Source organism: Streptomyces sp. NPDC046215 (assembly GCF_040646215.1).
GTDB classification, from domain to species: Bacteria; Actinomycetota; Actinomycetes; order Streptomycetales; family Streptomycetaceae; genus Streptomyces; species Streptomyces stramineus.
Map to the genome: position 1 here is coordinate 13577 of NZ_JBEYZW010000029.1, position 23971 is coordinate 37547.

The following is a 23971-nucleotide window of genomic DNA, read 5'->3' on the forward strand; positions in this document are numbered from 1 at the left end:
GAGCTAACAGGTGGTGCGTCGGCTATCAGTCTTCGCCCTCGTTGTCCTCGATGGCGTCGGGGTCGCGGAAGGGCCACAGGCCACTGGCCGGGGCCGCTGGCCTCGATGTTGAACAGGTAGCGGCCCCGGAAGTTGACGTGCCGGTCCTTGAGCGGGGAGAGGCGGGCGACGTCCTCGTCCTTGACCCCGTGGCCCTCGGCGCGCAGCCGCGCGACGGCAGCGTCCAGGTAGCGGGTGTTCCACAAGCACCACGGCGTTGAGGACCAGGCCGAGCGCGGCGAGCTGGTCCTCCTGGCCCTCGCGGTACATCTGGCGGATCTGGCCCCGGCCGCCATGGGAGATCGTGCGGGCGAGACGGTGTCGGGACTCCTGCACGGTGAGCTGCCGGTTCAGCAGGCGGCGGTAGGTGTCGTCGACCGGGTCGACCAGGGCCAGCAGGTGCATGGTCTTGCCGATCGCCCGTGTACTCGGCGAACGCTGCCCCAGCGGGGTCGAGTGTCCTTCGCAGCCGAACATCCGCAACAGGTCAGAGGACCTCACCTGGTTGGTGATGAGCGACCCGGCCCCACGCAGCATGTACGGCCAGTGCGTGACGATCTTCTTCAGGTTGACCTTGTCGCAGGCCACGTCCTCGCGGCCCGTACCCGCTGGCCGGCTCCTGGCCGTCGGGCGGGTCAGCCCGCCAGAACCACTGATCGTTCAGGTCGACGGCTTCGTCGGCAAGCTCGACGGCCCGGAGTGTGTGGGGCATCGAGCGGGCGGCGTCGGCGGTGACGAACGCGTCGCGGGCGTCGGTTTTGGCTTCGCCGGGGTAGAGGTCGGCGATCCGCCGCATGGTCAGCCCTGGAGGTAGGCGACCCTGCAGCCCACGTCGCGGGCGACGACCAGCGGCAGGGCGCCGATGGAGGCGGGCTGGTCGACGACCACCAGCACGGTGCCGTGCTCCCCCACAACCCAACCACCTGTTCGCAACCACCTCGATTAAAAGGCGGCACCTGGAGTCTGCGGGTGCTACCGAAGCCATCAACGAGACACCAGCGGAAGCAACCCCTGCCTGACGAATGACCCGGTCATCCACACGCCTCGGAGTTGAGCCAGTGGGCCTCACCCACCACCAGGGTGCGCGGTTTGGTGGCCAGGGCATCCTTGAGGAGCCGGTCGAACTCGGAGGGGTGGGCGGGGGCATCCCCCGCAGGCCGAGCCCGGTGTAGTTCTCATAGCGGACCGCCCGGGCCGTGGTGCAGTCGCGGAACGTGATCTGCCGTACCTCCTCGCCGGGTTCCAGCTCGCGCAGGCTGCCCTCGCCGTTCTCATCGACCATACCCGGCAGCGCAAACTCGGCCAGCGCGCGGTCGTACCGCTCGGGGGTACGGGGCGCATGAACGGGGCGGAAGATTTCCAGGGCGCGGCCAGTTGGCCCGGCTTGAACCTCACGCGGTGTGAGGATGCATGGTGGCTCTATGACTATTTCTGCCACCTGGAAGGTCGGCCGGCTTGCCGAGGCCAGTGGGCTGACTGTGCGTACGCTGCATCATTGGGACGCCATCGGTCTGCTCAGCCCCTCACAGCGCACCGCGGGAGGGCACCGGGAATACACCGAGGACGACCTCGTCCGTCTCTATCAAGTGCTGGCACTGCGTAGTCTGGGGCTGGCTCTCGACACTATCGCCGTCTGCCTCGATGCCGGGGTCGATCCGGTGCGGTTGGTCCGGAATCACTTGGCCGGTGTGGAGGCATCTATCGCTGCCCTCGATGTCCTGCGGCGGCGACTCGTGCAACTCGGTGACGAGCTTGCGGCAGACCAGGCCCCGACGGCCACGGCTCTGCTCGATGCTCTGCGGGCGATCGGCGGCACCAGTCCGGAGGGCGAGCACTCGCTGAGCCGCCACCTGGATGCCGACCAGATTCATGTCCTGCGGACTCGCGCCGCTGACCTGGGGCCTGCGATGCATTACCTGCTTGAGGTGGAGTGGCCTGAGCTGTACCGCAGGGCCGAACGACTCCGCGCGGGTGGAACTCCTCCCACTGATCAAATGGTCCGCCGACTGGTGGCCCGCATGGACGAGCTGAGCGCGTTGTTCACCGGCGGCGATGCCGGTATCTCCGCCGGTGTGAGGGCTGCCTGGCATGACGATCCAGCCGCCTTGTCTGGAGATTCCGGTGCTCCGGCTGTCGCCTGGCGAGAGCTGGCCGACTACCTGGACCGCGCTCGCAACAGCCCTGCCTGACTGGCATGTGCTGTGGTCACCCTGTCACCCCTATTTACCAAGGAGTCTGCCATGAACCGTCGAACCAATATGCGCATCGCTCTGACCTCAGCGTGCCCCACCCTCCTTACCCTTCCGGTCATCTGCCTTCTGGCTGCGGTCGGCACAGTGCCGTGGTCCCTTCTCCTCGCCCTGCCGGTTGCACTCGTGGTACACGCCGCCATCAACTACTTCCGCCTGAAAGCGAAGCTGCCGGAGGCCGGTCCCGGTCACCCGAACACCGTGTGAGGGCAGATAGGATCACAGCGACTGCCGTATCAACGTGAGCTGAACAGTCGCCTCGTAGCGGATGGCGAGCTTGATGCCCCTTTGGGTGTCAAGCACCACCGATGGCGGGTCCTGCCTGGTCAGGCGGAGTTTTCGCGGGGACGAGGAGTCGGTAGATCTCTCGTGGGACGTAGCGTTTGAGGCAGCGGATGATCTCGCGGCGTGTCTTGCCTTCAGTCAGACGTCGCTGCAGGTAGCCGCGCGTGCGGTCGTCCCAGCACAGACGGCTGAGGACGATCGGGTAGAGGGCGGCGTTCGCCTAGCGGTCGCCGCCGCGGCTCAGCCTGCGGCGCTGCGTCTTCCCGGAGGACACCTGTCGCGATCCGCAACTGAGCCCGCCGGGACGAGACCGTCGCTGGCCGACTGCGCCGGCCGACGACCGGCGGATGCACTACCTGCGTTCGCTCTTCGGCTCCTTCTGCCCCGACCCCGGCGAGGTCGAGGCCCGCAGCCTGCTCGGCTTCTCCCTGCGCATCGGCTGCCACCTGATCGCCTCCGACGGCGGCGAGGGGTACGACCGGGCGCGGGTGATGGGCCGCGCGCGGGAGCTGTTGCTGTGCTGAGGAGGCGGGCGGGCGGCCGTCCGGCCGGGGTTCCGTCGGCGGGGCGGCGCCCCCGCGCGGCCTGCCGGGGCGGGGGCGGGGCGCTGAACCGTCTCGGGCCCGGCTGCCGCCGGCACGGCCGTTCCGTCCGCTCCGTTCGCCCTGTCCGCCTCGCGATCGATGCCGGGAACCGGATGCCGAAGGGTGCGCGGTGCGTCGGGTGGAGGGCCGGCCTGCGCCAAGGTCGGACGGGCGCGGGCCGGGGTGAGCGGGTTCCCCTCGTTCGCGCTGCGATCGGCACCGGGCGCCGGACGTCGAAGGCGGGCGGGGCGCCGGATGGTACGCCGACCGGTGCAGCAGGCCGGGTAGGGGAAGAGGGCGGCCCTGGTTCGTCTCGCGAGCAACGTGGGGCGCCGGGCGTCAGATTGCGAACGGGTGTCGGGTGGCACGCCGACCAGCCGGGAGGACCGGGCGGTGCAACGGCCGGAACGGGCTGAACCAAGGGTCGGCCGGGCTGACGCGAGCGGCTCCCCGTTCGCCTCCTCCTCACGCGGGAACCGCGCCGCCGCTCAGCCGGCCTCGGCGGCCATCCGGAGGCCGAAGCCGAGCAGGACGACGCCCGTGACGCGGTCCAACGCGCGCCGCACCCTGGGCCGTTCGAACACGGCCCGGGCGCGCGAGACGACGTACACGTACCCGCCGAGCCAGGAAAGGGTCAGCGCGGCGTGCAGCAGGACCAGCAGGCTCATGCCCGCCGCCGTGGAGAGGCCGTCCGGGGCCAGGGTGGGCAGGACACCGGTGTAGAAGACGGCGATCTTCGGGTTGAGCAGATTCGACACGAGGCCGCTCGCGAACGCGCCCCAGGAACCCTTCGCCGCCGCCTCCACCGCGGGGCCGGGCGCGCCGCGCCGGCTCTGCCACAGCGCCTGGAGGCCGAGGAAGGCCAGGCAGCCGGCGCCGAGCAGCTTGACGGCGAGGTACGCCTCGGCCGACGCGGCGATCACCGCCGCCAGCCCCACCACCGTGAACACGCCCCAGGCCAGCAGCCCGACGGTGATGCCGGCGGCGGCACGCAGGCCCTCCGCCCGTCCGGCGGCGACGGCCCGCTTGGTGACGACGGCCATGTCGGGCCCCGGCACCACGGTCAGCAGGGCGAGCACCCCTGCCGCCGTCGCGATCTGCGTCCACATCGTCCGTACTCCCGTCCCCGTCCCGTCCCGGCTCTCCGGAATCCTACGCACGCCCCACCGACGTCCGTCGGGACGGAGGCGCACACCGGAAGTCACGGTACGCCGTGACCGGCAACGACGGAGGACCGGTCTCCTCCTCGCGCCGAGGAAACGGCGTCGCCCACTGCGTTCCTCGCCTTCGAAGGCGTGCGGCGGGCGGCGCTCAGTGATCAGCGGCCGCACCACCCCGCTCAGCTTGCTTCTCGCAAGGCATCCGTACGAAGCCCGTACGGACGGACGGAAAAGAAAGGGATCAGCGTTCCACTCCTTTGACTGTCGGGTGATCGCATCAGTACTCCTGTGGGGCCTCAAAGCCCCGCTTTCGTCATGTCAGGGAGTTCTCATGTCTCGTGCACGCCACCCCGGGAATCGCGGCCGGCAGTCGATCGCCACGGCGGTCGTGATGGCGTCCGCGTGCGTCACGGCGCTCGCGCCGCCGGCCTGGGCGGCGGACCCGTCCGGTTGCACTCGCGACGGCACGCACATCGTGTGCACCCAAGGCGTCCCGAAGGGACAGACCCTCAGGGGAACGGCGGGCGACGACGTCATCGAGATCACCGGCACCGTGTACGGGACCGTGGACGGCCTCGCCGGCAACGACGCCATCACGGTGCGCGGCCGCGACGGCGCCCGAACGGACACGACGAGGGGCGGCGACGGTGATCCGGCCGTCGACGAGGGCGGGTGGGTCCTCGGAGGCGACGGCCACGACGTCATCGCCCTGACCGGCGGCAAGGGTGCCAACGGGAGGAACGCCCACATTCGCGGTTCGAGCGTCTACGACGGGGGCAACGGAGGCCAGGGAGGCGAGGCGGTGGACGGCGGCGCGGTCGAGGGCGGGCGCGGGGTCAACATCATCACCTTGACCGGCGGCGACGGCGGCAACGGTGGCGACGGCAGGACGATCTCCCCCTACCCCGCCCACGGGGGGTCGGGGGGCTCGGGCGGCGCGGGGCTGCGGCATGACGCACAGGTCGTCGTCGCCGCCGACCGGCGTGGGCAGCTCACTGTGAACGGCGGGCACGGCGGGCAAGGGAACTACGGCTCGTCGTGGACGAAGAACGGCGTCGGCGGAAACGGCGGATTCGCCGTCCTCTCGGGCGACGTCATCGGTGGACCCGCGCCGGACGGCGCCGTCGTCCACATCACCGGCGGTGACGCCGGCAGCGGCCCGCGCGTCCGCAACAGGATCGGCGGTTTCGGCATGTGGTTCGGCACGGTCACCGGCACGCCGGGGGACGACGAGATCTCCGTGCAGGGCGGGCATCACACCAACCGCAGCCAGAGCGCCGGGCTCGTGGGCAGCACGATCCACGGCGAGGACGGTGATGACACCATCACCGCGAACACCAACGCCGGAACCGTCGACTGCGGCGACGGCGGAAAGGACGCCTTCTTCTTCACCATGCAGCGCGGAGTCGTCAAAAAGAGCTGTGAGCGGATCACCTACGCACGCCCGGGGCGCTGACCCGCGAGATCGTGAACACGGCACCCGCGTAACCACAGCACCCGCGTAACCACGACGCCCGCTTGGCCTCCACCGCCTCCCGGTTCGCATCGTTCAGGAAGAAATACGCGGTGGGGCATGCCGACCGGGAGACTCCCCTGGGAGGCGTGTCCCACCGCGCCCTCCCTCCTCGTGGTTCAGATGGGCGAGCAGTCGGTCCTATCGGTCCATCCTGCCTCGCACTGGTAGAGAGTGAAGGGGGTGTTGTAGCCGTGGGCGGCTCCCAGCTTGTTGTAACCGTCCACGGTGATGCGCTGGGCCACGTAGTGGTCGGTCGCGGTGCCGATGACGGTGTCGGAGTAGGGCGGGGTTGAGCTGGTCGGGGTCGGAGTCGGCGTGCTCGTGCCGGTCGAGGTCGGCTTGGGCGAGGCGCTGTCGTCGATGCCCCAGAACCGGACGAGGTGGTGCGCGGAGCAGATGTTGACGTCCAGGATGTAGGCGGCCGCGGTGCCGCACTGGGCGGGTCCTGCGCCGGGGTCGACGGGATGGCCGTGCCCCATGCCGGTGATCTGGTAGGTCTCCACGGTGCCGCCGTAGACCCGGTGGGGGTAGCCTCCGACCGTGTCCGTGGTGTCCGGTGTCTGATCGGTGCCGTTGGCGTTGGTGAACTGCTCCATGAGCTCGGTGGCGTTGATGGGTTTCACGGTCGAGTCCGTGGTGCCGTGCCAGATCGAGACCTTCGGGCGAGGCCCGGAGTACGACGAGAACGCCTCCCTTACCTTGTCTCCCCACTCCTTGGGGCTCTTGCTGACGCCGGGGCTCATGCAGGTGAAGGCGGAGGACACCGAGTCGGCGCAGCCGTAGGGCAGCCCGGCGATGATTCCCCCGCCCGAGAAGACGTCGGGGTAGGCCGCCAGCATGGCGGAGGTCATTCCTCCGCCCGCTGAGAGGCCGCTGACGTAGGCGCTTGTTGAGCCGTAGTCCCGTTTCGTGCGGTCGACCATCTGCTTGATCGACAGCGCTTCTCCGGAGTCCCGCCGGGTGTCACCGGCTTCGAACCAGTTGAAGCACGAGTTCATGTTGTTCTCCGTCTGCTGCTGCGGGAAGACCACGGAGAACTTGTACGTGTCGGCCAGCCGCATCCAGCCGGTGTTGGACGCATAGGTGGCGGCATTCTGGGTGCAGCCGTGCATGGCCACGACGACGGGGCGCCCGTCGGCCAGTCCCGGGGGCGTGTAGCGGAACATGCGCAGGTTGCCCGGATTGGAGCCGAATCCCGTCACCTCTTGAGGTGTTGTCGCCGCGCGGGCCGGGCTGGATATCGCCACGACGGACAGCGCGGCGAGCAGGAGAATGACCACTCCTGCCGCCACCCCTGCGGTGAGTGTCGCAGTTGGTCGGCGTCGGACGCCGGGCCGCAGCGGGCCGGCGGGCCCGCTGCCGGGCTCTGCTGCGGGTTCAATGAGATGTGACGGCATGGTGGCTCCCTCGGGTTGCCTGCGGGGGGTCCGGACCGATTCCGGCGCATGGGAGTCGGAAGCAGCCCGGGTGTCCGGAACCGTATGTGGCAGCAATGTGTCTGCGACATGGCAGGGATCACCACAGTCGGGACGACTCCTGGTGGACCGCCGAGGGGTTGTATCACTGGCGTGGTAGGTGCTATCGACTCAGGAGGGTGACTGAGAAGCGAGCCGGTCGGGCACGATCAGTTGGGCTGCCGTGGCCGCCCGGACGTCCTGGACCGTCACGCCGGGCGCGAGATCCGCGAGCCGGAAGCCCTCAGGTGTGACGTCGAGGACGGCGAGGTCGGTGATGACGCGCTGGACGACGTGCCGTCCGGTGAGCGGCAAGGTGCATTCCGGCACGAGCTTGGGGCTGCCGTCCTTGGCCGTGTGTTCCATGAGGACGATGACTTGTCGGGCGCCATGTACCAGGTCCATGGCGCCGCCCATGCCTTTGACCGTCTTGCCCGGGATCATCCAGTTGGCGAGGTCGCCTGTGGCCGATACCTGCATGGCGCCGAGGACAGCGGTATCGATGTGGCCACCGCGGATCATGCCGAAGGACAGCGCGGAGTCGAAGAACGAGGCGCCCGGCAGCGTCGTCACGGTTTCCTTGCCCGCGTTGATCAGGTCGCTGTCGATCTCGTCCTCGGTCGGGTAGGGCCCTACACCGAGAATGCCGTTTTCCGATTGGAGCACCACCTCGACGCCGGGCGGCAAGTAGTTGGGAATCAGGGTGGGCAGGCCGATGCCGAGGTTGACATACGTGCCGTCGGCCAGTTCCCGGGCGGCCCGGGCGGCCATCTGCTCGCGGGTGAGGGCCATGTCAGGCACCGCCGCCTTCCTGCTCGGTTCGGACCGTGCGGCGTTCGATGCGCCGCTCGGCGGCGGGGTCGCCGGGGTGGACGCGGATCACGCGCTGGACGAACACGCCGGGCAGGTGGACCTGGTCGGGGTCGAGTTCTCCGGGTTCGGCCAGGTGCTCGACCTCCGCGATGGTGATGCGGCCGGCCATCGCCGCCAATGGATTGAAGTTGCGGGCCGAGGAGCGGAAGACCAGGTTGCCGTGACGGTCGCCGATGACCGCGCGCACCAGCGCGAAGTCGGTGGTGATGCCCTCTTCCAGCAGATACTCGCGCCCGCCGAAGACGCGGGTCTCCTTGGGCGGTGAGGCGACCGCTACGCTCCCGCCCGGCCCGTACCGCCAGGGCAGGCCGCCCTCGCCGATCTGAGTCCCGACCCCCGCCGGGGTGTAGAAGGCGGGGATTCCGGCTCCTCCCGCGCGCAACCGCTCGGCGAGAGTGCCCTGCGGCACCAGTTCCACCTCCAGCTCACCGCTGAGGTACTGCCGGGCGAACTCCTTGTTCTCCCCGACGTACGAGCTGGTCATCCTCGCGATCCGGCCCGCGCGCAGGAGCAGCCCCAGACCCCAGTCGTCCACACCGCAGTTGTTGGAGACGACCGCAAGCCTTGAGGTCGTCCGGTGCAGCAGGGCCTCGATCAGCGCGCTCGGTATGCCGCACAGCCCGAACCCGCCGACGGCCAGTGACGCCCCGTCGGGGATGTCCGCCACCGCCTCGGCCGCGTCCGCGACCGTCTTGTCCAGACCCATTCGGTCCCTTCCCATCGGGGGACACCAACCGCCCCTGTTCACCAACGGCCGGGCTTGACTGCCATGAACCGCTGCTCCGGTCGGTGCCCGCTCGGCCAACTGGCGTCGACCCTAGGAAGGGGCCGCCTCCCTTTTCCATGGAAGTGGCCCACACATCGACAGGCTCCCGTGTAGGTGCCGGCGCCGCTCCTACCTCGTGGGACCCGGGGAGGCGGCGGGCCGCTCATCGCCGATCCAGCTGTATCGAGGCAACACAGCTGGGTGCTCGGAATGTGTGTTGCCCACGTACGCTGCTGTGTCCCGTGCAGCCCGCGGAAACCGCGGCGTGAGTGAGCTGGGCGGTGATCGAGACTCTTGTCCGCCAGCCCGGTCGCCGAGCCGCGCAGATCCTCCAGATGCCGCCTTCGTGGACCCCGCAGGCCGAGGCGAGACCAGCGGGGGCCAGTCACTCCGCATGGGGCCGGAACCCGTCTCGACCGGCACGACCGTGGTGGGCGCACCCATGTCCGAAGCCTGCCGTGGCCGCCTAGCCTCCGGCCCGTCACTCCCTTCGGAAGCAGAGGTACTGCATGCTCTCGCACCTCACCACCATGTCGCGCCCGTGCCGGCGCGCCGCGTCGGCCGTCCTGTCCCTGGTCGCTCTGGGCCTCGCCGTGCCGACGGCCGCGGCCACACCGACCGCCGCGGGCTCGGGACCGGGCCGCCACTGCGCAGGTCTAGCGCGCATCACTGTCCCCGGCGCCGCACACCAGCGGGCGGACTGCCTGACAGAACTCACCACCGCGGGAACGGTGAAATCCGGCCACACCGACCCCGCCGACTGGGCAGGACTCACCCCCGCGGACCTCGCCGTCCCCGCCGGCGTGCCCGGTATCCAGATCGACGGCTACTTCCCCGACACCTCCGCCACCAACACCAACCACGGCTGGAACCACGACGCCCAGTTCGTCATCCGCATGCCCGACCGCTGGAACGGCGGCCTGGTCGTGGCGGGCACCCCCGGCAACCGTGAGCAGTACGCCAACGACCGCGCCATCTCCGACTGGGTACTCTCCCGCGGCTACGCCTACGCCGCCACCGATAAGGGAAACACCGGGCTCGCCTTCCACCGCGACGGTGACCGGCCGGGTGACGCCATCGCCGAATGGAACACGCGCCTCACCCAACTCACCCGCGCGGCCCGCGCCGTGGTCGCCCAGCATTATCACCGCCCACCCGCCCGGACCCTGGCGACCGGCATGTCCAACGGTGGCTACCTGGTGCGGTGGCAGTTGGAGAACCATCCCGAGCTGTATGACGGCGGCGTGGACTGGGAAGGCACGCTGTGGCGCGCGGACGGGCCGAACCCGCTCACGTTCCTGCCGTCCGCGCTGCGCCATTACCCGGTGTACGAGGCGGGCGGCCCCGCCGCGGGTGCGGCACGTGACGCGATGCGTACCGCCGGCTATCCGGCCGGGTCGGAGTTCCTGTGGCCGTACCACCACAAGGTGTACTGGGATCTCACCCAGCGCGTCTATCGCGAGGAGATCGATCCTGGCTTCGACGGCTCGGCAGAAGCGGGCACCGCGTACTGCACCCCGGGGAGCCCGGCCTGCGACGCGGACTACGACTACGCCTCCCGCCCCGCGGAAGTCCGCCGCGCCGTGGAGCGGATCGCCCTGACCGGCCGCATCGGCAAGCCCTTGATCACCATCCACGGCACCCTGGACGTACTGCTCCCCATCGGCCGGGACTCCGATGTGTACGCCCGGATGGTTCACCGGGCGGGCCGAGGTGGGCTTCACCGCTACTACCGCATTGAGGACGGGACCCACACCGACTCCCTGGTGGACGCCTTCCCCGATCGGCTGAGGCCGCTCGTCGCCTGCCACCGCTCGGCCCTCTCCGCCCTGGAGGGGTGGCTGGTCCGTTCCCAGGTGCCGCCGGCCGGTCGCACCGTGCCCCGCCCGCCCACAGCCGACGCGGCCACGCTCCTGACTACCTGTCCACTCGGCCGCTGACACGCCATGGCCCGCCGCGAGCGGAGTCACGGCGGGGCCGTGGTGTTTCCAGGGAAGCGGGCTGGTGCGGAAGAGCGGGACACTCCGGGCGCATACGTAGGGAGGTCCGCCACTTGCAAGCGGGTCATTGTGGCGGTCATCCCCATAGGAGAGCCGGCGTGGTGACCCTACTGTTTCCGGCCATGACCAGCGAATACATTCCCCCGCGTTCACCGAGGCCGGCCGCCTCGACCCTCTCGGCCGCGCAAGGCGTGGACCTGTCAGGTCGCGCCGCCCTGGTCACCGGCGGCGGCAGCGGCATCGGTCTGGCATGCGCCGCCGCCCTCGCAGCGGCCGGTGCCGAGGTCCACGTGGTCGACCTGGACGCCGAGAAGGCCGCAGCGGTCGCCGAAGCCATCGGAGGAAAGGCGCACACCGCCGACCTGGCCGACCCTGCCGTGATCGACACACTGCCCGAGGACATCGACGTCCTCGTCAACAACGCCGGGCTACAGCACGTCGCTCCGCTCCCCGAGTTCCCGCCGGAGCGCTTCACGCTCATGCAGCAGGTGATGGTCACAGCCCCGTTCCTGCTGATCCGCCGTGTGCTGCCGCACATGTACGCCGCCGGATGGGGCCGGGTGGTCAACATTTCCAGCGTCCACGGGCTGCGCGCCAGCGCGTACAAATCCGCCTACGTCACCGCCAAGCACGCCCTGGAGGGGCTGAGCAAGGTCACCGCCGTCGAGGGCGCCCCGCACGGCGTGACCAGCAACTGCGTGAATCCCGGCTATGTCCGCACTCCTCTGGTCGAGGGACAGATCAACGACCAGGCCGCGGCCCACGGCATCAGCGCCGGCGACGTGCTGTCCGACGTCCTGCTCTCACGCGCCCCGGTCAAACGGCTCCTGGAGGCCGAAGAGGTCGCTGCCGCTGCCCTGTGGCTGTGCGGGCCGCACACCAGCTATATCACCGGTGCCTCCCTGCCCATGGACGGCGGCTGGGGAGCGAACTGAGCCCCTGCCACCTCTCTGCTTCGCCTTACATGCCTTCGCCTCACATGCCTTTGCCCGCACACGAAACTGGTGACACATGTCTGAAACCCTGGCCACCGGTCCCGCCGCCCCAGGCCGCTCCACCGGGATCGCCCGCATCGTCGGCGCGAGCCTGATCGGCACCACCATCGAGTGGTACGACTTCTTCCTCTACAGCTCCGCCGCCGCGCTGGTGTTCAACACCCTCTTCTTCCCCACCGCCGACCCGCTCGTGGGCACCCTGATCGCCTTCATCACCTACGCGATCGGATTCGCCACCAGGCCGCTGGGCGGAGTGGTCTTCGGGCACTTCGGTGACAAGATCGGCCGCAAGAAGCTGCTCGTCATCAGCCTGCTCATGATGGGCGGGTCCACCTTCGCCATGGGGCTGCTGCCCACCTACGAAACACTCGGCGTGGGCGCGCCGATCCTGCTCACCCTGCTCCGTCTCATCCAGGGCTTCGCGCTCGGCGGTGAATGGGGTGGCGCGGTGCTCATCGTCTCCGAGCACGGCGGCGACGAGCGGCGTGGTTTCTGGGCCTCGTGGCCACAGGCCGGAGCCCCGGGCGGCAACCTCCTGGCCACGGGTGTCCTCGCGCTGCTCGCCGCCGTCCAGTCGGAGGAAGCGTTCATCTCGTGGGGCTGGCGCATCCCGTTCCTGTTCTCCGGCGTCCTGGTGCTGCTCGGCCTGTGGATCCGCGTCTCCGTCTCCGAGTCCCCGGTCTTCCTCGCAGCCCAGGCCGAGGCCCGGGCCGGCGCCGCCCGCGGCATCAAGGAGAAGGCCCCGGTGATCGAGGTGTTCCGCCACAGCTGGAAGGAGGTCCTCACCGCCATCGGCACCCGGTTCGGCGAGAACATCTCGTACTACGTCCTCACCGCCTTCCTCCTCGTCTACGTCACCACGCACCTCGAGCTCCCCAAGAGCACCGCACTGAACGCCGTGCTGATCGCCTCGGCGGTCCATTTCGTCACCATCCCTCTGTGGGGTGCGCTCTCCGACCGCATCGGCCGCAGGCCGGTCACCCTGATCGGCTCGGTCGGCATGGCGCTGTGGGCCTTCGCCTTCTTCGCCCTGCTCGATTCGAAGTCGTTCGCCGTGATCACCCTGGCGGTGACTGTCGGCCTGCTGCTGCACGGCGCCATGTACGGTCCGCAGGCCGCCTTCATATCGGAACTCTTCGACACCAAGGTCCGCTACTCAGGGGCTTCGATGGGCTCTCAGCTCGCGTCCGTCGTGGCCGGCGCGCTGGCGCCGATCATCGCGGTCGAACTCCTCGCGGAGTACGACTCCGCCACCCCGGTCGCCCTGTATCTCTGCCTGGCCGCGGTGGTCACCACCATCACCATCGCCCTCGCCGGGGAAACCCGCGGCCGGGACCTCACTGTTGCCATGGCGGCCGGCTCCGCGGACCAGGCACGTCGGCCGGAGCCTTCGCCCGTCGGTACAGATGCTGGGTGAGCTGACGTACTCTGCCCGCCGGGCCACGGGATGCGGCGGGCAACCGGCGAAACGCGATCAGCACACCTTCGCCGTCCACGAGAGCGCATACCGCGCGCGTTCGTCAGTCCGTCACCCCCGCCCCCGGACGGAAGGAGTGCCGCCATGGCCACCGTGAACGATCGCCCGTACCGCGCAGGGACCCAGAACGCGATGGTGATCCTGAGACGGCTGCTCACCCTGCTGGCCTCCGGAGCACCCGCCGAGCAGTTCACACGCACGCCGGAGGACGCGTCCACCGAGCAGCTCTCGCCCGAGGAGCGGTCACTGCTGGAAGAAGCCACACAGACCGCGCTGGAGATCCGGCGCACCCTCGAGCAGCACCGCAAACGAGAGGCCGAACTCGCCGCACTCTTCGACACCGCCAGCGACCTCGCCGCACTGCGCGACCTGGACGCCGTCCTCCGCGCCATCGTCCACCGGGCCAGGACGCTGCTCGGCACCGACGTCGCCTATCTGTCCCTCAACGACCCCGTCGCCAAAGACACCTTCATGCGCGTCACCGACGGCTCCGTCTCCGCCCGCTTCCAGCAACTGCGCCTCGGCATGGGTGAGGGACTCGGCGGGCTGGTCGCCCAGACCGCCCGCCCCTACGCCAGCGCCGATTACCGCACGGACCCTCGCTTCAAACACACCCGCCCCATCGATGAAGCGGTGCTGGAGGAAGGGCTGTGCGGCATCCTCGGGGTCCCCCTACGCGTCGGGAAACGTGTCATCGGCGTGCTGTTCGCCGCGGACCGCACCCCCCGCGACTTCCCCCCGGACGCCATCGCCCTGCTCACCTCGCTCGCCGACCACGCGGCAGTCGCCATCGACAGCGCGCGCCTGCTGGAGGAAACCCGTTCCGCGCTCGTCGAGCTCAACACGGCCAACGAAACCGCCCGTGCCCACAGCACGGCGCTGCACCGCGCCGGCGACGCTCACGACCGGCTCACCGACCTGGTCCTGCGTGGCGGGAGTGTCGACGACCTGGTGCGCGAGATCGCCGCTCTGCTGGGCGGTGGCCTCGCCCTTCACGACTCCGACGGCACCGAGATGGCCCGAGCCGGCACCGCTCCCCTCACCCCCTCCCCGCAGGGCATCGCTGCCTCGCGCACCGGTGGCCATGCCGTCCCGGTGGACAGCACCTGGGTGTGCGCCGTACTGGCCGGCCCCGAGCTCCTCGGCAGCATCGTCCTGACCGGACGCGCGGATCTGGCCGACGCGGACCGGCGCCTGTTCGAACGCGCGGCCCTCGTTGCCGCCCTCCTGCTGCTACTGCGCCGCACCGTGGCCGAGGCGGAGGACCGCGTCCGCGGGGAACTCCTTGATGACCTGCTCACGTTCGAGCGGCACGGCAGGCGCCACGACACCGGAAGCCTGACCCTCCGCGCCCGCAAGCTCGGCCTCAATCTCTCCCAGCCCTACGCCGTGCTCACCCTGGACACCGACAACGAGCCGCGTGCCCAGCTGTTCACTGAAGCCGTACGCCGGGCCCGCTCGCTGGGCGGGCTGGCGGGGGTCCGCGACGGCCACGTCGTCCTCCTCGTACCGTCATCGGAGCCTGGTGCCCTCGCTGCGCGGCTCGCCCGGGAGCTCGGGCAGGCAGCCGGGGCGCTGGTCACCGTGGGCTCAGCCGGGCCGGCCACCGGCCCCCGACAGCTCCCGGGCACCTATGCCGAAGCCTGCCGCTGCCTCAACGCCCTGCACGCGCTCGGCCGCACCGGAGACGGCGCCGACATCGCCGCACTGGGGTTCCTCGGCGTCCTGCTCGGCGACCGATCGGACATCGACGGCTTCGTGGAGCGTTTCCTCGGCCCCGTGCTGGCATACGACCAGCAGCGTGGCACCGAGCTGATCCACACCCTCGACACTTACTACGCCCATGGCGCAAGCCTGTCCAAGGCCAAGGACGCCCTCCACGTGCACGTCAACACCGTGGTCCAGCGAATGGACCGAGTGGCGCAGCTCCTCGGCCCCGACTGGAACAGCCCTCCAAGGGCCCTTGAACTGCAGCTTGCCCTGCGACTGCACCGCCTGAACAGCCACAAAAAGCTGAAGCAGTGACTCGGATGAGCCGCCCTCCGGTGCCACAAACGGCTCGCCGCATCGGCACTTCCTGGGAGAGTGTGGAACCGCGAAGTGCCTCACAGCAGGTGATCCTCACGACGGCGGCTCAAGGGCGGCAGCGCGGGAGAGGACGTAGATAGACGTGTCGGGATCAGCAGCACGGTCCACGAATAGCGGCTGGACAAGCAGCCGCCCGCGGATTGATCAGCTTCGACAGAGAAGACGGTGCGAGCACGGTCGGCGGACGCGCCCGCGCACGCCACCCGCAGGAGCTGACCCCGGATCCGGAAGCCTGGCCCGAGACGGCCGGCCTGGATGCCGGAGCTGAGGCCGTGCGCCAGATCGCCCGCGGCCTCGCCCGCGCCATGGGAGGCCGTGGGCTGAGCCGCATGCGGCGGCACTCGGCTCCGGGGTCAACCGGCAGGCCGTCGCCGACCTGCTGGCTGGAAAATCCCTGGCCCACTTCATCACCACCAGTCCCTGGGATGCGGCATCGCCGAAGGCCGATCCGGACAAGGTAGCCCGCCGCTCGGAGTGCGGCATCCCCGTCGGCACCGGGCATGCCGAGAAGTGGCAGCCGGCCCTGGACATGGTCGACGAGACGCGGTCGTGGGGCCTGGACGTGCCGCTGGCCGTCGCCGACGGCGGTTACGGCGACACCGCCGCCTTCCGCCTCGGTCTGGAAGAGCGCGGGCTGCACTACGTGGTCCGGTGCCTTGGTTGCAGCCCGGGCGAGGTCAGCGATCCATCACGGCCCGGAAAGTGCGGCGGTAGGTCTGCGGTGAGACGCCGATCGCGGCGTGCAGGTGCTGCCGCAGCGACGCGGGCGTCGCGAAGCCCACCCGGCCGGCGATCTGTTCGATGGGCAGGTCGCTGGACTCCAGCAGCTCCCGGGCCCGGGCGACCCGTTGCTGGATCAGCCACCGCCCCGGGCTCATTCCTGCCTCGTCCCGGAACCGGCGGGCGAACGTCCGCAGGCTCATCCGGGCCTGGCAGGCAAGGTCGGCCAGCGTCAGCGGCTCGTCCAGGCGCCCCAGGGCCCACTCGCGCGCCGCCGCCGTCCCGGCCGCAGACGGCTCCGGCACCGGCTGCTCGATGTACTGCGCCTGTCCGCCCTCCCGCCACGGCGGCACCACACACCGGCGCGCAACGCGGTTTGCCACCTGGCTGCCGTGGTCCTTGCGCACGAGGTGCAAGCACACATCCACGCCGGACGCGGCCCCGGCCGAGGTGAGGACACTACCGTCGTCGACGAAGAGCACGCCCGCGTCCAGGGCCACCTCGGGGAACAGTTCCCGGAACCGGGCCGCCAGCTTCCAATGCGTGGTGGCCGGACGCCCGTCAAGCCGCCCGGCCGCGGCGAGGGCGAACGCGCCGGTGCAGATGGACACGATGCGCGCCCCGGCCGGGATCCGTGCAAACGCGTCTGCCACCGGAGCAGGGAGCCGCGCCGAGGCCGGTGCCGACGCGTACGGCGGGATGACCACCGTGTCTGCGGTGGCCAGCGCCTCCGGCCCGCTCTCGGCGGTGATCGCGAAGTCCGCGGAGGTGCGCACCGGGCGGCCGTCGACGGTGCAGGTGACCACCTCATAGAGGCTGTCCGCGGTGCCGAAGACACGCTGCGGGATGCCGAGCTCGAACGGATAGACCCCTTCGAGTGCAAGGACGACGACACGATGCATGGCACGATCCTAGCGATAATTGGCATTCGTGCCACTGCCGCCGGGCGCGCGGACACCGCAGGCTGAGGCGCATGAACGACATCACCACCATGCGCGCGATCAGCCAGAACGTCCTCGGCGGACCCGGGGTGCTCAAGGAGGTCCGGCTGCCGCGCCCGGCGCCCGGGCCCGGCGAGGTCCTCGTCCGGGTACACGCCGCCGGGGTCAACCCCACTGACTGGAAGCACCGCAGTGTCCCCGGTCTCTTCCTCGGCGAACCGCCGTTCGTCCTCGGCTGGGACGTCTCCGGCGTGATCGAGGCGACCGGCGCCGGCGTCACCCTCTTCAAGCCGGGCGACGAAGCCTTCGGAATGCTGCCCTACCCCTACGGAGCAGGCTCGCATGCCGAATACGTCACAGGCCCGGCCCGCGCATTCGCTCCCAAACCGACCGCCATCGACCACGTGCAGGCCGGTGCCCTGCCACTGGCCGCCCTCACTGCCTGGCAGGCCCTCGTCGACACCGCCTGCCTCGCAGCCGGCCAGCGGGTGCTGATCCACGCGGCGGCCGGCGGCGTCGGCCACCTCGCCGTGCAGATCGCCAAGGCCCGTGGGGCACACGTAACCGGCACCGCAAGCGCCGCCAAGCACGACTTCGTGCGCGCCCTGGGTGCCGATCAGGTCCTCGACTACCGCACCACAGACATCAGCAAGGCAGTCCGCGACGTCGACGTCGTCCTGGACTCCCAAGGCAGCGACCATGCAATCCACTCCCTGCGCAGCCTGCGCCCGGGCGGCATCCTGGTGTCCCTCCGGCTCGACGACGGGATCCCGGCGCTCACGGCAGAGGCTTCCCGCCTCGGCGTGCACGCAGAGGTCATGCTGGTGGAAAACGACCACGCCGGGATGACAGCCATCGCCCAACTCGCGGCAGACGGCCGACTGCGCGCCGAGATCGCCGGCACGTTCGAGCTGGCGCACGCGGCCAAGGCGCATGAGCTCGGCGACACGGGCCGCACCGCGGGAAAGCTGGTGCTGACCGTGCGGTGAAGAGGGCGGGCGGCCACCAGGAGGGGAACGCCCCCGAGGACCATTGCCCGGGCCGCCCCTGCCCGGGGAGTTCCCCGGAATACGAGGGTCCCTTCCCTCAAGACCTGCAACGGCCCCCCGGGTTCCGGTGAAGGCCCGTAAGCCAGTCCTGACGTACGGACCGCGCTGCAGCCAGGCTCAACTCATTCTGACCGACGGCGACTTCCCCGACGCTCCGTCGTAGCTCGAGCCGGCCCCCTCATGGAGAGCGGCCAGTGACACCTGGCCGCACGGACTCCCTGCGTGGACAACCAGGCTTCCGGACGAAGACGGGGGAGCCCGTGATCCTCCGCACCCGCTGTACGGCGAAGCCGATGTTGGTGACGTACTCGTACTGGCCCCACTGCGAGCCCAGGTCAGGGAGTACCTCGGTGGGCCACGCATCGTCCAGGCCCTGCTGGTCGCCGGCCGCCCAGGAGGTGACGATCTTGTCCCAGCGGCGGACATTCATCGTTCGATACTCCGCCAGCCGCTGGAGCGGGCAGTGCCTGCCAGGAGTCAGCAAGCCGTTGCGGTGTCCCCATACACCGCAACGGCTGATCACGACCCTACCTACGCCGGACAGCAGCCGGACCACCGCCTCTGCCGCCCCGCGGCACACGCCCTCAGACCCCGCGGTCACGGCGAAACCGTGAGAAGGCGCTCTCCTGTCGTTTGGAGGCTGCCGGCTGCTGCCAGAGAGCACTGCCGCGAAGACGTGCCGGGCCGGATGATGCACCGTGCGCACTGAGCCGGACGGGTCATGCTGTCCTGTGACAACGTAGGTTGAGCAGCGCCAACCAAGCTTGAGTGGTTCAGGTCACTTCGCTGGCGGATTAGGCAGTGTCCGACGGGGCTGGTGACTGGACGGCGCCCATGTCCTTGCCACCGTTGTGGGACGGGGTGATCTATCCGATGCAAAGTAGGCCCGGCTGACGCCGCACCTGCCGCAGAACGGCGGGCGGGGCGGGCGGTGGCAGACCCACCGCAGGGATTCAAGCCCGTCCAGCGCCTGAGCGCACCGCCGCGCAGCGGTGGTGCGCCCCCATGGTCCGCCGGACAGGCCCTGGTACATCAGCAGGATTTCGCTGTCTGACTTGCGGTTTTGGCTGGGCGGCTGGAGTGTAGCGGGGTGGTGGGTGGTCAGGGGCAGTTTCGCGGAGGCCGCCACTCGGCCCGGCTGCTGACCGGGCATTACGTTTTTCCCGAGATAGCCGAGCAGCTCGCCGGCCTGCTGCGACGACGTCTCGCCGAGGGCGCCTATGACGTCGACGGCGCCGAGGAGCTCGCGCGTCTGGTCACCGCGGACCTACAGCCCGTCAATGGTGACCGACACCTGAGACTTGAAGCACCACGCCGACCCGGTATCCCCGAAGCAGGGGTAACAGGCCGGGCGCGGCGGGGTTATGGCCGACAACCCGAACGACGGATGATCAGATTGCGACTGACCATCATCTGGCGATCTTCGTGGCTGACGGCTTGACCTGCACTGGTGGCGGTGACGAAGGAGACGCGATGCCGTCCCGAGGAACAACCGCTGCAGGATGCGCATGGGATACGGGCACTTCCCCATGTCTGTTTGGTCTGCGCGGCCAGGTGGCGCGCGCGTAGAGCAGGCTGCGGCGTAGGGCTCACCAGAGGAATTCGACGTCGTCCTCGGTGGCGCCGGTCGCGGAGAACCCAGCCAGACCGGTGGTGCGTCGCGGTCGCCTGGCGCGACGGCGCCGGGCAGGTGATCGGCCTTGAGGCGGCTCACCTGCCCTAGACCAGGGAAGTTATCCGAACAGGCCGAGCGGGGGGTGAGTCGGCGGTGGACCCGGTCCCACGCCACGTCATAGCCGGCGTCCATCACGATCAGTACGTCCCGGTCTCCGTGCCGCCACTGCCCGGCCGCGATCAGCCGCTGTACCACCTGCCGAAGCTGGTCTGCCGTGACGGCCACAACGTCGTCGGCGGGCCCGAGGCGGACCGCGTCCAGCACGGCGGTCCACGAGGTGAGGTCCGGCGTGAGCGCCGCGACGCACGAGTACGGCGAGCCCGGAATGATCTGCGTGGCCGCTTTGAGGCGGTCGTGGACGCGGCAGAACAGCCGCTCCGGCGAGCAGGCCGCGTCCGAGCGCAGCCACGGGGATACGTCCACCGTGAGGACGAGCCGCCCGGCGAATCGCGGCAGCGGCAGCGATATCAGCAGGTCCTGCAGGGCATCGGTGAAGAAGTGACCTCGGTTCAAGGCCCCGTACAGTGAGCCCTATCCCCGCCGGTGCTCGGCCGGCAGCGACAACTCGACCGGCGTCCGCGTCGGTCCGTCCGCGCACAGCAGCGCGTCGGCCAGTTCGAAGAACGCGTCCGCCCGTGCGGACAGACATCCGTAGAAGGCCGTCCGAAAGCGTGACAGCTCGCCATCAGCCGACAGCGACCTCGCCGTCCCGGCCCGGGCCTCGCAGGACACCCTCCGGAATCGCCAAAAATGGTCCCTCAATCTGCACGCAGCACGCCCAGGGCCACCTCGGGGAACAGTTCCCGGAACCGGGCCGCCAGCTTCCAATGCGTGGTGGCCGGACGCCCGTCGAGCCGCCCGGCCGCGGCGAGGGCGAACGCGCCGGTGCAGATGGACACGATGCGCGCCCCGGCCGGGATCCGTGCAAACCATTCGTGCCACTGCCGCCGGGCACGCGGACACCGCAGGCTGAGGCGCATGAACGACATCACCTCCATGCGCGCGATCACCCAGAACATCCTCGGCGGACCCGGGGTGCTCAAGGAGGTCCGGCTGCCGCGCCCGGCGCCCGGGCCTGGCGAGGTCCTCATTCCCAGACGCGGTGGCGGCGATGCGGATGCGGGCCGACCGGTGGAAGCAGCCCAACGCACCCGTGGCAGCGTGAGCACCGCCCCCAGCACGGCCTGGGCTCCGCCGTAGACCGTCCCGCTGGGGATGATCCACAACAGCTCGTACTCGGCCCTGTCCTGCGTCGCGCTCAGGGCACTTCCGTCCCGTCGTGTGACCCACATCATGGGAACTCGTACCTTCCATCGGACATATCCAGACGTGACGTCAATACACACCCGCATCAGGGACGGCGACCCGGACTCCTTCCGCTGTCTCTTCCGCTCGCACGCCCAGCTCGTCCACCGCTATGCCATCCGTGCCACCGGCGACTGGGCCACCGCCGAGGACGTCGTTTCGCTTACGTTCCTTGAGGCCTGGCGCCTTCGCGACAGGCTTCCCGAGGAGCCGGACGGCGCGAAGGCCTGGCTGATGGGCATCGCGGTGAACGTCCAGCGCAACACCAACCGTGCCGCCCGCCGCCATCAGAAGGCCCTGGCCCGCATGCCCGCCAAGGAAGCCGTGCCGGACATCGCGGGTGAGGTGGTGGGCAGGATGGCGGACGCCGAACAGCTCACCGCCGCGAAGAACGCCCTGGGGAAGCTGCGTCGGCCGGAGCGCGAGGTCGTCATCCTCTGTGTGTGGTCCGGCCTGAGCTACGCGGAAGCGGCCGAGGCCCTGGGCGTGGCCGTCGGCACCGTACGGTCGCGGCTGTTCCGGGCCCGTGAGCGTCTGCGCAAGCTCGCCGAACACGAACTCCGGCAGCACGCCGACGAGACGGCGTCCCGGCGTGCCCAGTTCCTCCCCCTGCACCTGAACCGGCCGAACGAGAAGTGGAACCGATGATGAGCATCTCCCGGCGACCCCAAGAGCCGCTCGACCTCCGTGACTTCGACCTCCTGCTCCCGCCGCAGGCCGAGACCGCCCTGCCCAAGGCGCGGCAGGACCTGCTCGAAGAGGCCCTGTGGGCCGAGGCGCGCCGAACCACCCCGTGCGCACCGCGCTCCCGTGCGCACCGCACGGCCTGGATCGCGCTCCCGGCTGCCGCGGCCGTGGTGGCGGGCGCCGTGCTCGTGGCCCCGGGCGGTCCGGGTGCCTCGGGTACGGACACCCGCCCGCCGACGGCCGGCGCGAAGCTGGAACCCGGCACCACCACAGGACTGTCGACGACCGTCGACCGCATCTCCCTCGCGGCAGCCCGGCAGCCGGCCCTGGAGCCCCGGCAGGACCAGTACATCTACGTGGAGAGCAAGGTGAGGGGCGGGCGGGTCGACAGGGCGGGCGGCAAGGAGAAGCTCGTGGTGACTCCGCTGCGCTCGCGCCAGGTCTGGCACTCGCCCGACGGCCTCAGGAATTTCGTCTACGAGCCCGGCCATGAATTCATGGACAAGAACGGCGAGGACCTCGACCTCGACCGTCCTGATGACGTCACCGACCGGGGCTCCTACAACAGCGTCAAGGCGCTTCCCACCGACCCCGACGCCCTGCTCAAGCGCCTCTACCGGTGGGGCAGGATGGGCGACCCGTCGGCCGATCGGACAGCGTTCGAGGAGGTGGGCCAGCTGCTGGAGGAGCAAATCGCGGCACCGGACATCAGCGCCGCGCTGTTCAAAGCCGCCGCCAAGATCCCGGGCGTCAAGCTCGTGGACAACGTCGTCGACGCGACCGGCCGGACCGCTGTCGCGATCACTCACACCGGGCCGGTCAGCCGCCAGGAGTGGATCTTCGACAGGAACACCTATGGGTACCTCGGCCAGCGCGACGTGCTGGTCAAGCCTTATCGGGGCCTCGAATCCGGCGCCATCACCCACGAGACCGTGGTCATCAAGCGGGCCGTGGTCAACGCGAAGAAGGAGCTCCCCGACGGCACGACGCTCTGAGCGTGGTGCAGGGGGCGCCTCCGTCAGCCGCGCTCCCGCGCGGCGCCCCTCACGCCGGCTCCGCCGCCGTCCCGGCGCCCGGCGGCGCAGCCGGGTGATCAGACGGGCGGCGCAGAGGGAACGGTCGGCCGTCCGCCGTTCGGAATGACCCGTCCGGTTTCTCCGAAGCCAGGTTCAGTGCCGGTTCTTCTCCAGGGCGGCGATGTAGCCCTTCATCAGGTGGTCACGTACGCCGTCGGAGGCGGGGGCGAGCATGTCAGCGGTGGCACCCTTGGCGCGGTCCAGCAGCCCGCCGATCACGGGCATCTTGTCGCGGACGGTGCCGTTGGAGTCGATGTAGCGCAGCGCGTCGACGTGGTGGAAGACCGGCTCGGGCGGGAGTTGGGGGACGATGTCGTTGTTGTTGACGAAGCGGTACATGCGCTGGGTGAAGGCATGGTCGTAGGCGCGGGCCAGGGTGCGGTCGCAGGTGCGCGGCTGGCCGAAGGTGTAGACGCCGTCAGCAGTGAGGTTGGGCTCCTCGAAGTGCAGACGGGCGGCGGCCAGCATCGCCAGAGCTCCGCCGAGGCTGTGGCCGGTGAACCACAGGGTCTGGCCGTTGTCGCGGAACTCGTCGATGGCGCCTCGGATCTTCGGCCATGCGCTGTTCAGGGCTTCGCCGAAGCCGTAGTGGATGAAGCCGGTCTTGCCCGGGCCGGGCCACGGCGGGGTGGTGGTGTCGGAGAGCCAGTCGCGCATCTCCACCGGCTGCGTGCCGCGGAAGGCAGTGATGATCATCCGCGGGCTGGCCATGGTGTACGCCTGCGTGTCCTGTAGGGGGAAGGGCGGACTGAACGTCGTGTGGTGGTGGCGGACTCTCTCGAAGCCCCATTCCCGCGCGGTGGCCTCGATGGTTTGCTCGTCCTGGTAGGCGAGCTCTGCCGCGCGGGCCATGCCCAGGGCATGGCCGACGCTGTAGCCGGTGGCGGTGTGGTCGATGACGGCAGTCGTCATGACGATCCTCTCGAACAACGAACGACCGGACCGATACGAAGAGTGACGATAGTCACTCAGGGTTGCAATGTCTTGGACCGGCCCGCCCGTGTTGCCCAGACCCTCCGAGCACCGGCACGG

Annotated in this window: 18 protein-coding genes and 9 pseudogenes; 15 read left to right on the forward strand and 12 right to left on the reverse strand. The window is 69.9% G+C overall.

All coding sequences use genetic code 11. From position 1 onward, the window contains the following. Nucleotides 1-25 precede the first annotated feature (25 nt). Nucleotides 26-627, reverse strand: a pseudogene (locus ABZ951_RS15200) (Tn3 family transposase); the annotation flags it as partial. Nucleotides 628-712: 85 nt separating this feature from the next. Further along, a pseudogene (locus tag ABZ951_RS15205) lies at nt 713-942 on the reverse strand (transposase); the annotation flags it as partial. A gap of 518 nt (nt 943-1460) precedes the next feature. Between ABZ951_RS15205 and ABZ951_RS15210 the strand changes: the two are divergent. Together ABZ951_RS15210 and ABZ951_RS15215 are read left to right on the forward strand one after the other, a co-directional pair. Continuing rightward, entirely contained in the window at nt 1461-2228 is a 768-nt protein-coding gene (locus ABZ951_RS15210; protein ID WP_344088191.1) for a MerR family transcriptional regulator, read from the forward strand. 51 nt (nt 2229-2279) lie between these two features. Next, nucleotides 2280-2495, forward strand: a complete 216-nt coding sequence (locus ABZ951_RS15215; RefSeq protein WP_344088194.1) for a hypothetical protein — start codon at nt 2280-2282, stop codon at nt 2493-2495. An 88-nt stretch (nt 2496-2583) separates the two neighbouring features. Here the strand turns inward: ABZ951_RS15215 and ABZ951_RS15220 are convergent. Further along, nucleotides 2584-2847 (reverse strand): annotated as a pseudogene (locus tag ABZ951_RS15220) (IS110 family transposase); the annotation flags it as partial. A 73-nt stretch (nt 2848-2920) separates the two neighbouring features. On the opposite strand from ABZ951_RS15220, the gene ABZ951_RS15225 reads away from it, so the two are divergent. Beyond that, nucleotides 2921-3097, forward strand: a complete 177-nt coding sequence (locus ABZ951_RS15225) for a hypothetical protein (protein ID WP_344088197.1) — start codon at nt 2921-2923, stop codon at nt 3095-3097. A gap of 548 nt (nt 3098-3645) precedes the next feature. Here the strand turns inward: ABZ951_RS15225 and ABZ951_RS15230 are convergent. After that, on the reverse strand, nt 3646-4266 hold the full coding sequence (locus tag ABZ951_RS15230; RefSeq protein WP_344088200.1) for a LysE family translocator: 621 nt from the start codon (nt 4264-4266) through the stop codon (nt 3646-3648). A 382-nt stretch (nt 4267-4648) separates the two neighbouring features. On the opposite strand from ABZ951_RS15230, the gene ABZ951_RS15235 reads away from it, so the two are divergent. After that, entirely contained in the window at nt 4649-5773 is a 1125-nt protein-coding gene (locus tag ABZ951_RS15235) for a hypothetical protein (RefSeq protein WP_344088203.1), read from the forward strand. A 176-nt stretch (nt 5774-5949) separates the two neighbouring features. Here the strand turns inward: ABZ951_RS15235 and ABZ951_RS15240 are convergent, their stop codons facing one another. The 3 genes from ABZ951_RS15240 to ABZ951_RS15250 all read right to left on the reverse strand — a co-directional run bounded on the left by ABZ951_RS15240 (nt 5950) and on the right by ABZ951_RS15250 (nt 8866). Continuing rightward, nucleotides 5950-7113, reverse strand: coding sequence for a PHB depolymerase family esterase (locus ABZ951_RS15240; protein ID WP_361280003.1), 1164 nt, complete (start codon nt 7111-7113; stop codon nt 5950-5952). A gap of 306 nt (nt 7114-7419) precedes the next feature. Continuing rightward, nucleotides 7420-8079 (reverse strand): CoA transferase subunit B, encoded by a 660-nt coding sequence (locus ABZ951_RS15245; protein ID WP_344088209.1) that lies wholly within the window; start codon nt 8077-8079, stop codon nt 7420-7422. Between the two features lies 1 nt (nt 8080). Next, nucleotides 8081-8866, reverse strand: coding sequence for a CoA transferase subunit A (locus tag ABZ951_RS15250; RefSeq protein WP_344088360.1), 786 nt, complete (start codon nt 8864-8866; stop codon nt 8081-8083). Nucleotides 8867-9435: 569 nt separating this feature from the next. On the opposite strand from ABZ951_RS15250, the gene ABZ951_RS15255 reads away from it, so the two are divergent. The 5 genes and pseudogenes from ABZ951_RS15255 to ABZ951_RS15275 form a co-directional block, all read left to right on the forward strand. Next, nucleotides 9436-10866 carry a 3-hydroxybutyrate oligomer hydrolase family protein gene (locus ABZ951_RS15255; RefSeq protein ID WP_344088212.1) on the forward strand — a complete coding sequence of 477 codons (1431 nt, stop codon included), beginning with the start codon at nt 9436-9438 and terminating at the stop codon, nt 10864-10866. 182 nt (nt 10867-11048) lie between these two features. After that, on the forward strand, nt 11049-11861 hold the full coding sequence (locus ABZ951_RS15260) for a 3-hydroxybutyrate dehydrogenase (RefSeq protein WP_344088215.1): 813 nt from the start codon (nt 11049-11051) through the stop codon (nt 11859-11861). Between the two features lie 76 nt (nt 11862-11937). Continuing rightward, nucleotides 11938-13338, forward strand: a complete 1401-nt coding sequence (locus tag ABZ951_RS15265) for an MFS transporter (RefSeq protein ID WP_344088218.1) — start codon at nt 11938-11940, stop codon at nt 13336-13338. A 144-nt stretch (nt 13339-13482) separates the two neighbouring features. Further along, a complete protein-coding gene (locus ABZ951_RS15270; protein WP_344088221.1) occupies nt 13483-15423 on the forward strand; it encodes a GAF domain-containing protein in 1941 nt (646 codons plus the stop codon). A gap of 484 nt (nt 15424-15907) precedes the next feature. Continuing rightward, a pseudogene (locus tag ABZ951_RS15275) lies at nt 15908-16183 on the forward strand (transposase); the annotation flags it as partial. Here ABZ951_RS15275 and ABZ951_RS15280 read toward each other — a convergent pair. After that, the gene (locus ABZ951_RS15280; protein WP_344088224.1) at nt 16164-17108 is read right to left on the reverse strand and encodes a helix-turn-helix domain-containing protein; all 945 of its coding nucleotides are present in this window, start codon (nt 17106-17108) and stop codon (nt 16164-16166) included. The pseudogene ABZ951_RS15275 and the gene ABZ951_RS15280 sit on opposite strands and share 20 nt — an antisense overlap. A gap of 71 nt (nt 17109-17179) precedes the next feature. Here ABZ951_RS15280 and ABZ951_RS15285 point away from each other — a divergent pair, with 71 nt between their 5' ends. After that, nucleotides 17180-18136: an NADP-dependent oxidoreductase gene (locus ABZ951_RS15285; protein WP_344088228.1), complete on the forward strand. Its 957-nt coding sequence runs from the start codon at nt 17180-17182 to the stop codon at nt 18134-18136. Nucleotides 18137-18479: 343 nt separating this feature from the next. Here ABZ951_RS15285 and ABZ951_RS15290 read toward each other — a convergent pair. Beyond that, nucleotides 18480-18656, reverse strand: a pseudogene (locus tag ABZ951_RS15290) (transcriptional regulator); the annotation flags it as partial. A gap of 391 nt (nt 18657-19047) precedes the next feature. On the opposite strand from ABZ951_RS15290, the pseudogene ABZ951_RS15295 reads away from it, so the two are divergent. Both ABZ951_RS15295 and ABZ951_RS15300 read left to right on the forward strand, forming a co-directional pair. Then, a pseudogene (locus ABZ951_RS15295) lies at nt 19048-19146 on the forward strand (IS5/IS1182 family transposase); the annotation flags it as partial. 143 nt (nt 19147-19289) lie between these two features. Beyond that, nucleotides 19290-19637 carry a hypothetical protein gene (locus ABZ951_RS15300; RefSeq protein ID WP_344088363.1) on the forward strand — a complete coding sequence of 116 codons (348 nt, stop codon included), beginning with the start codon at nt 19290-19292 and terminating at the stop codon, nt 19635-19637. 348 nt (nt 19638-19985) lie between these two features. Here the strand turns inward: ABZ951_RS15300 and ABZ951_RS15305 are convergent. Both ABZ951_RS15305 and ABZ951_RS15310 read right to left on the reverse strand, forming a co-directional pair. Continuing rightward, nucleotides 19986-20567: pseudogene (locus ABZ951_RS15305) on the reverse strand (transposase); the annotation flags it as partial. Between the two features lie 83 nt (nt 20568-20650). Continuing rightward, nucleotides 20651-20797, reverse strand: a pseudogene (locus ABZ951_RS15310) (AraC family transcriptional regulator); the annotation flags it as partial. A 52-nt stretch (nt 20798-20849) separates the two neighbouring features. Here ABZ951_RS15310 and ABZ951_RS15315 point away from each other — a divergent pair. The 3 genes and pseudogenes from ABZ951_RS15315 to ABZ951_RS15325 all read left to right on the forward strand — a co-directional run. After that, nucleotides 20850-20963 (forward strand): annotated as a pseudogene (locus ABZ951_RS15315) (NADP-dependent oxidoreductase); the annotation flags it as partial. A gap of 246 nt (nt 20964-21209) precedes the next feature. Then, on the forward strand, nt 21210-21824 hold the full coding sequence (locus ABZ951_RS15320; protein ID WP_344088366.1) for an RNA polymerase sigma factor: 615 nt from the start codon (nt 21210-21212) through the stop codon (nt 21822-21824). Next, nucleotides 21821-22858 carry a CU044_5270 family protein gene (locus tag ABZ951_RS15325; protein ID WP_344088231.1) on the forward strand — a complete coding sequence of 346 codons (1038 nt, stop codon included), beginning with the start codon at nt 21821-21823 and terminating at the stop codon, nt 22856-22858. Before ABZ951_RS15320 ends, ABZ951_RS15325 begins: the two co-directional genes overlap by 4 nt. Nucleotides 22859-23032: 174 nt before the next feature. On the opposite strand, the gene ABZ951_RS15330 is transcribed toward ABZ951_RS15325, so the two are convergent. After that, complete coding sequence (locus ABZ951_RS15330; RefSeq protein ID WP_344088234.1) at nt 23033-23851, reverse strand: lipase family protein; 819 nt, start codon at nt 23849-23851, stop codon at nt 23033-23035. Nucleotides 23852-23971: the final 120 nt, after the last annotated feature.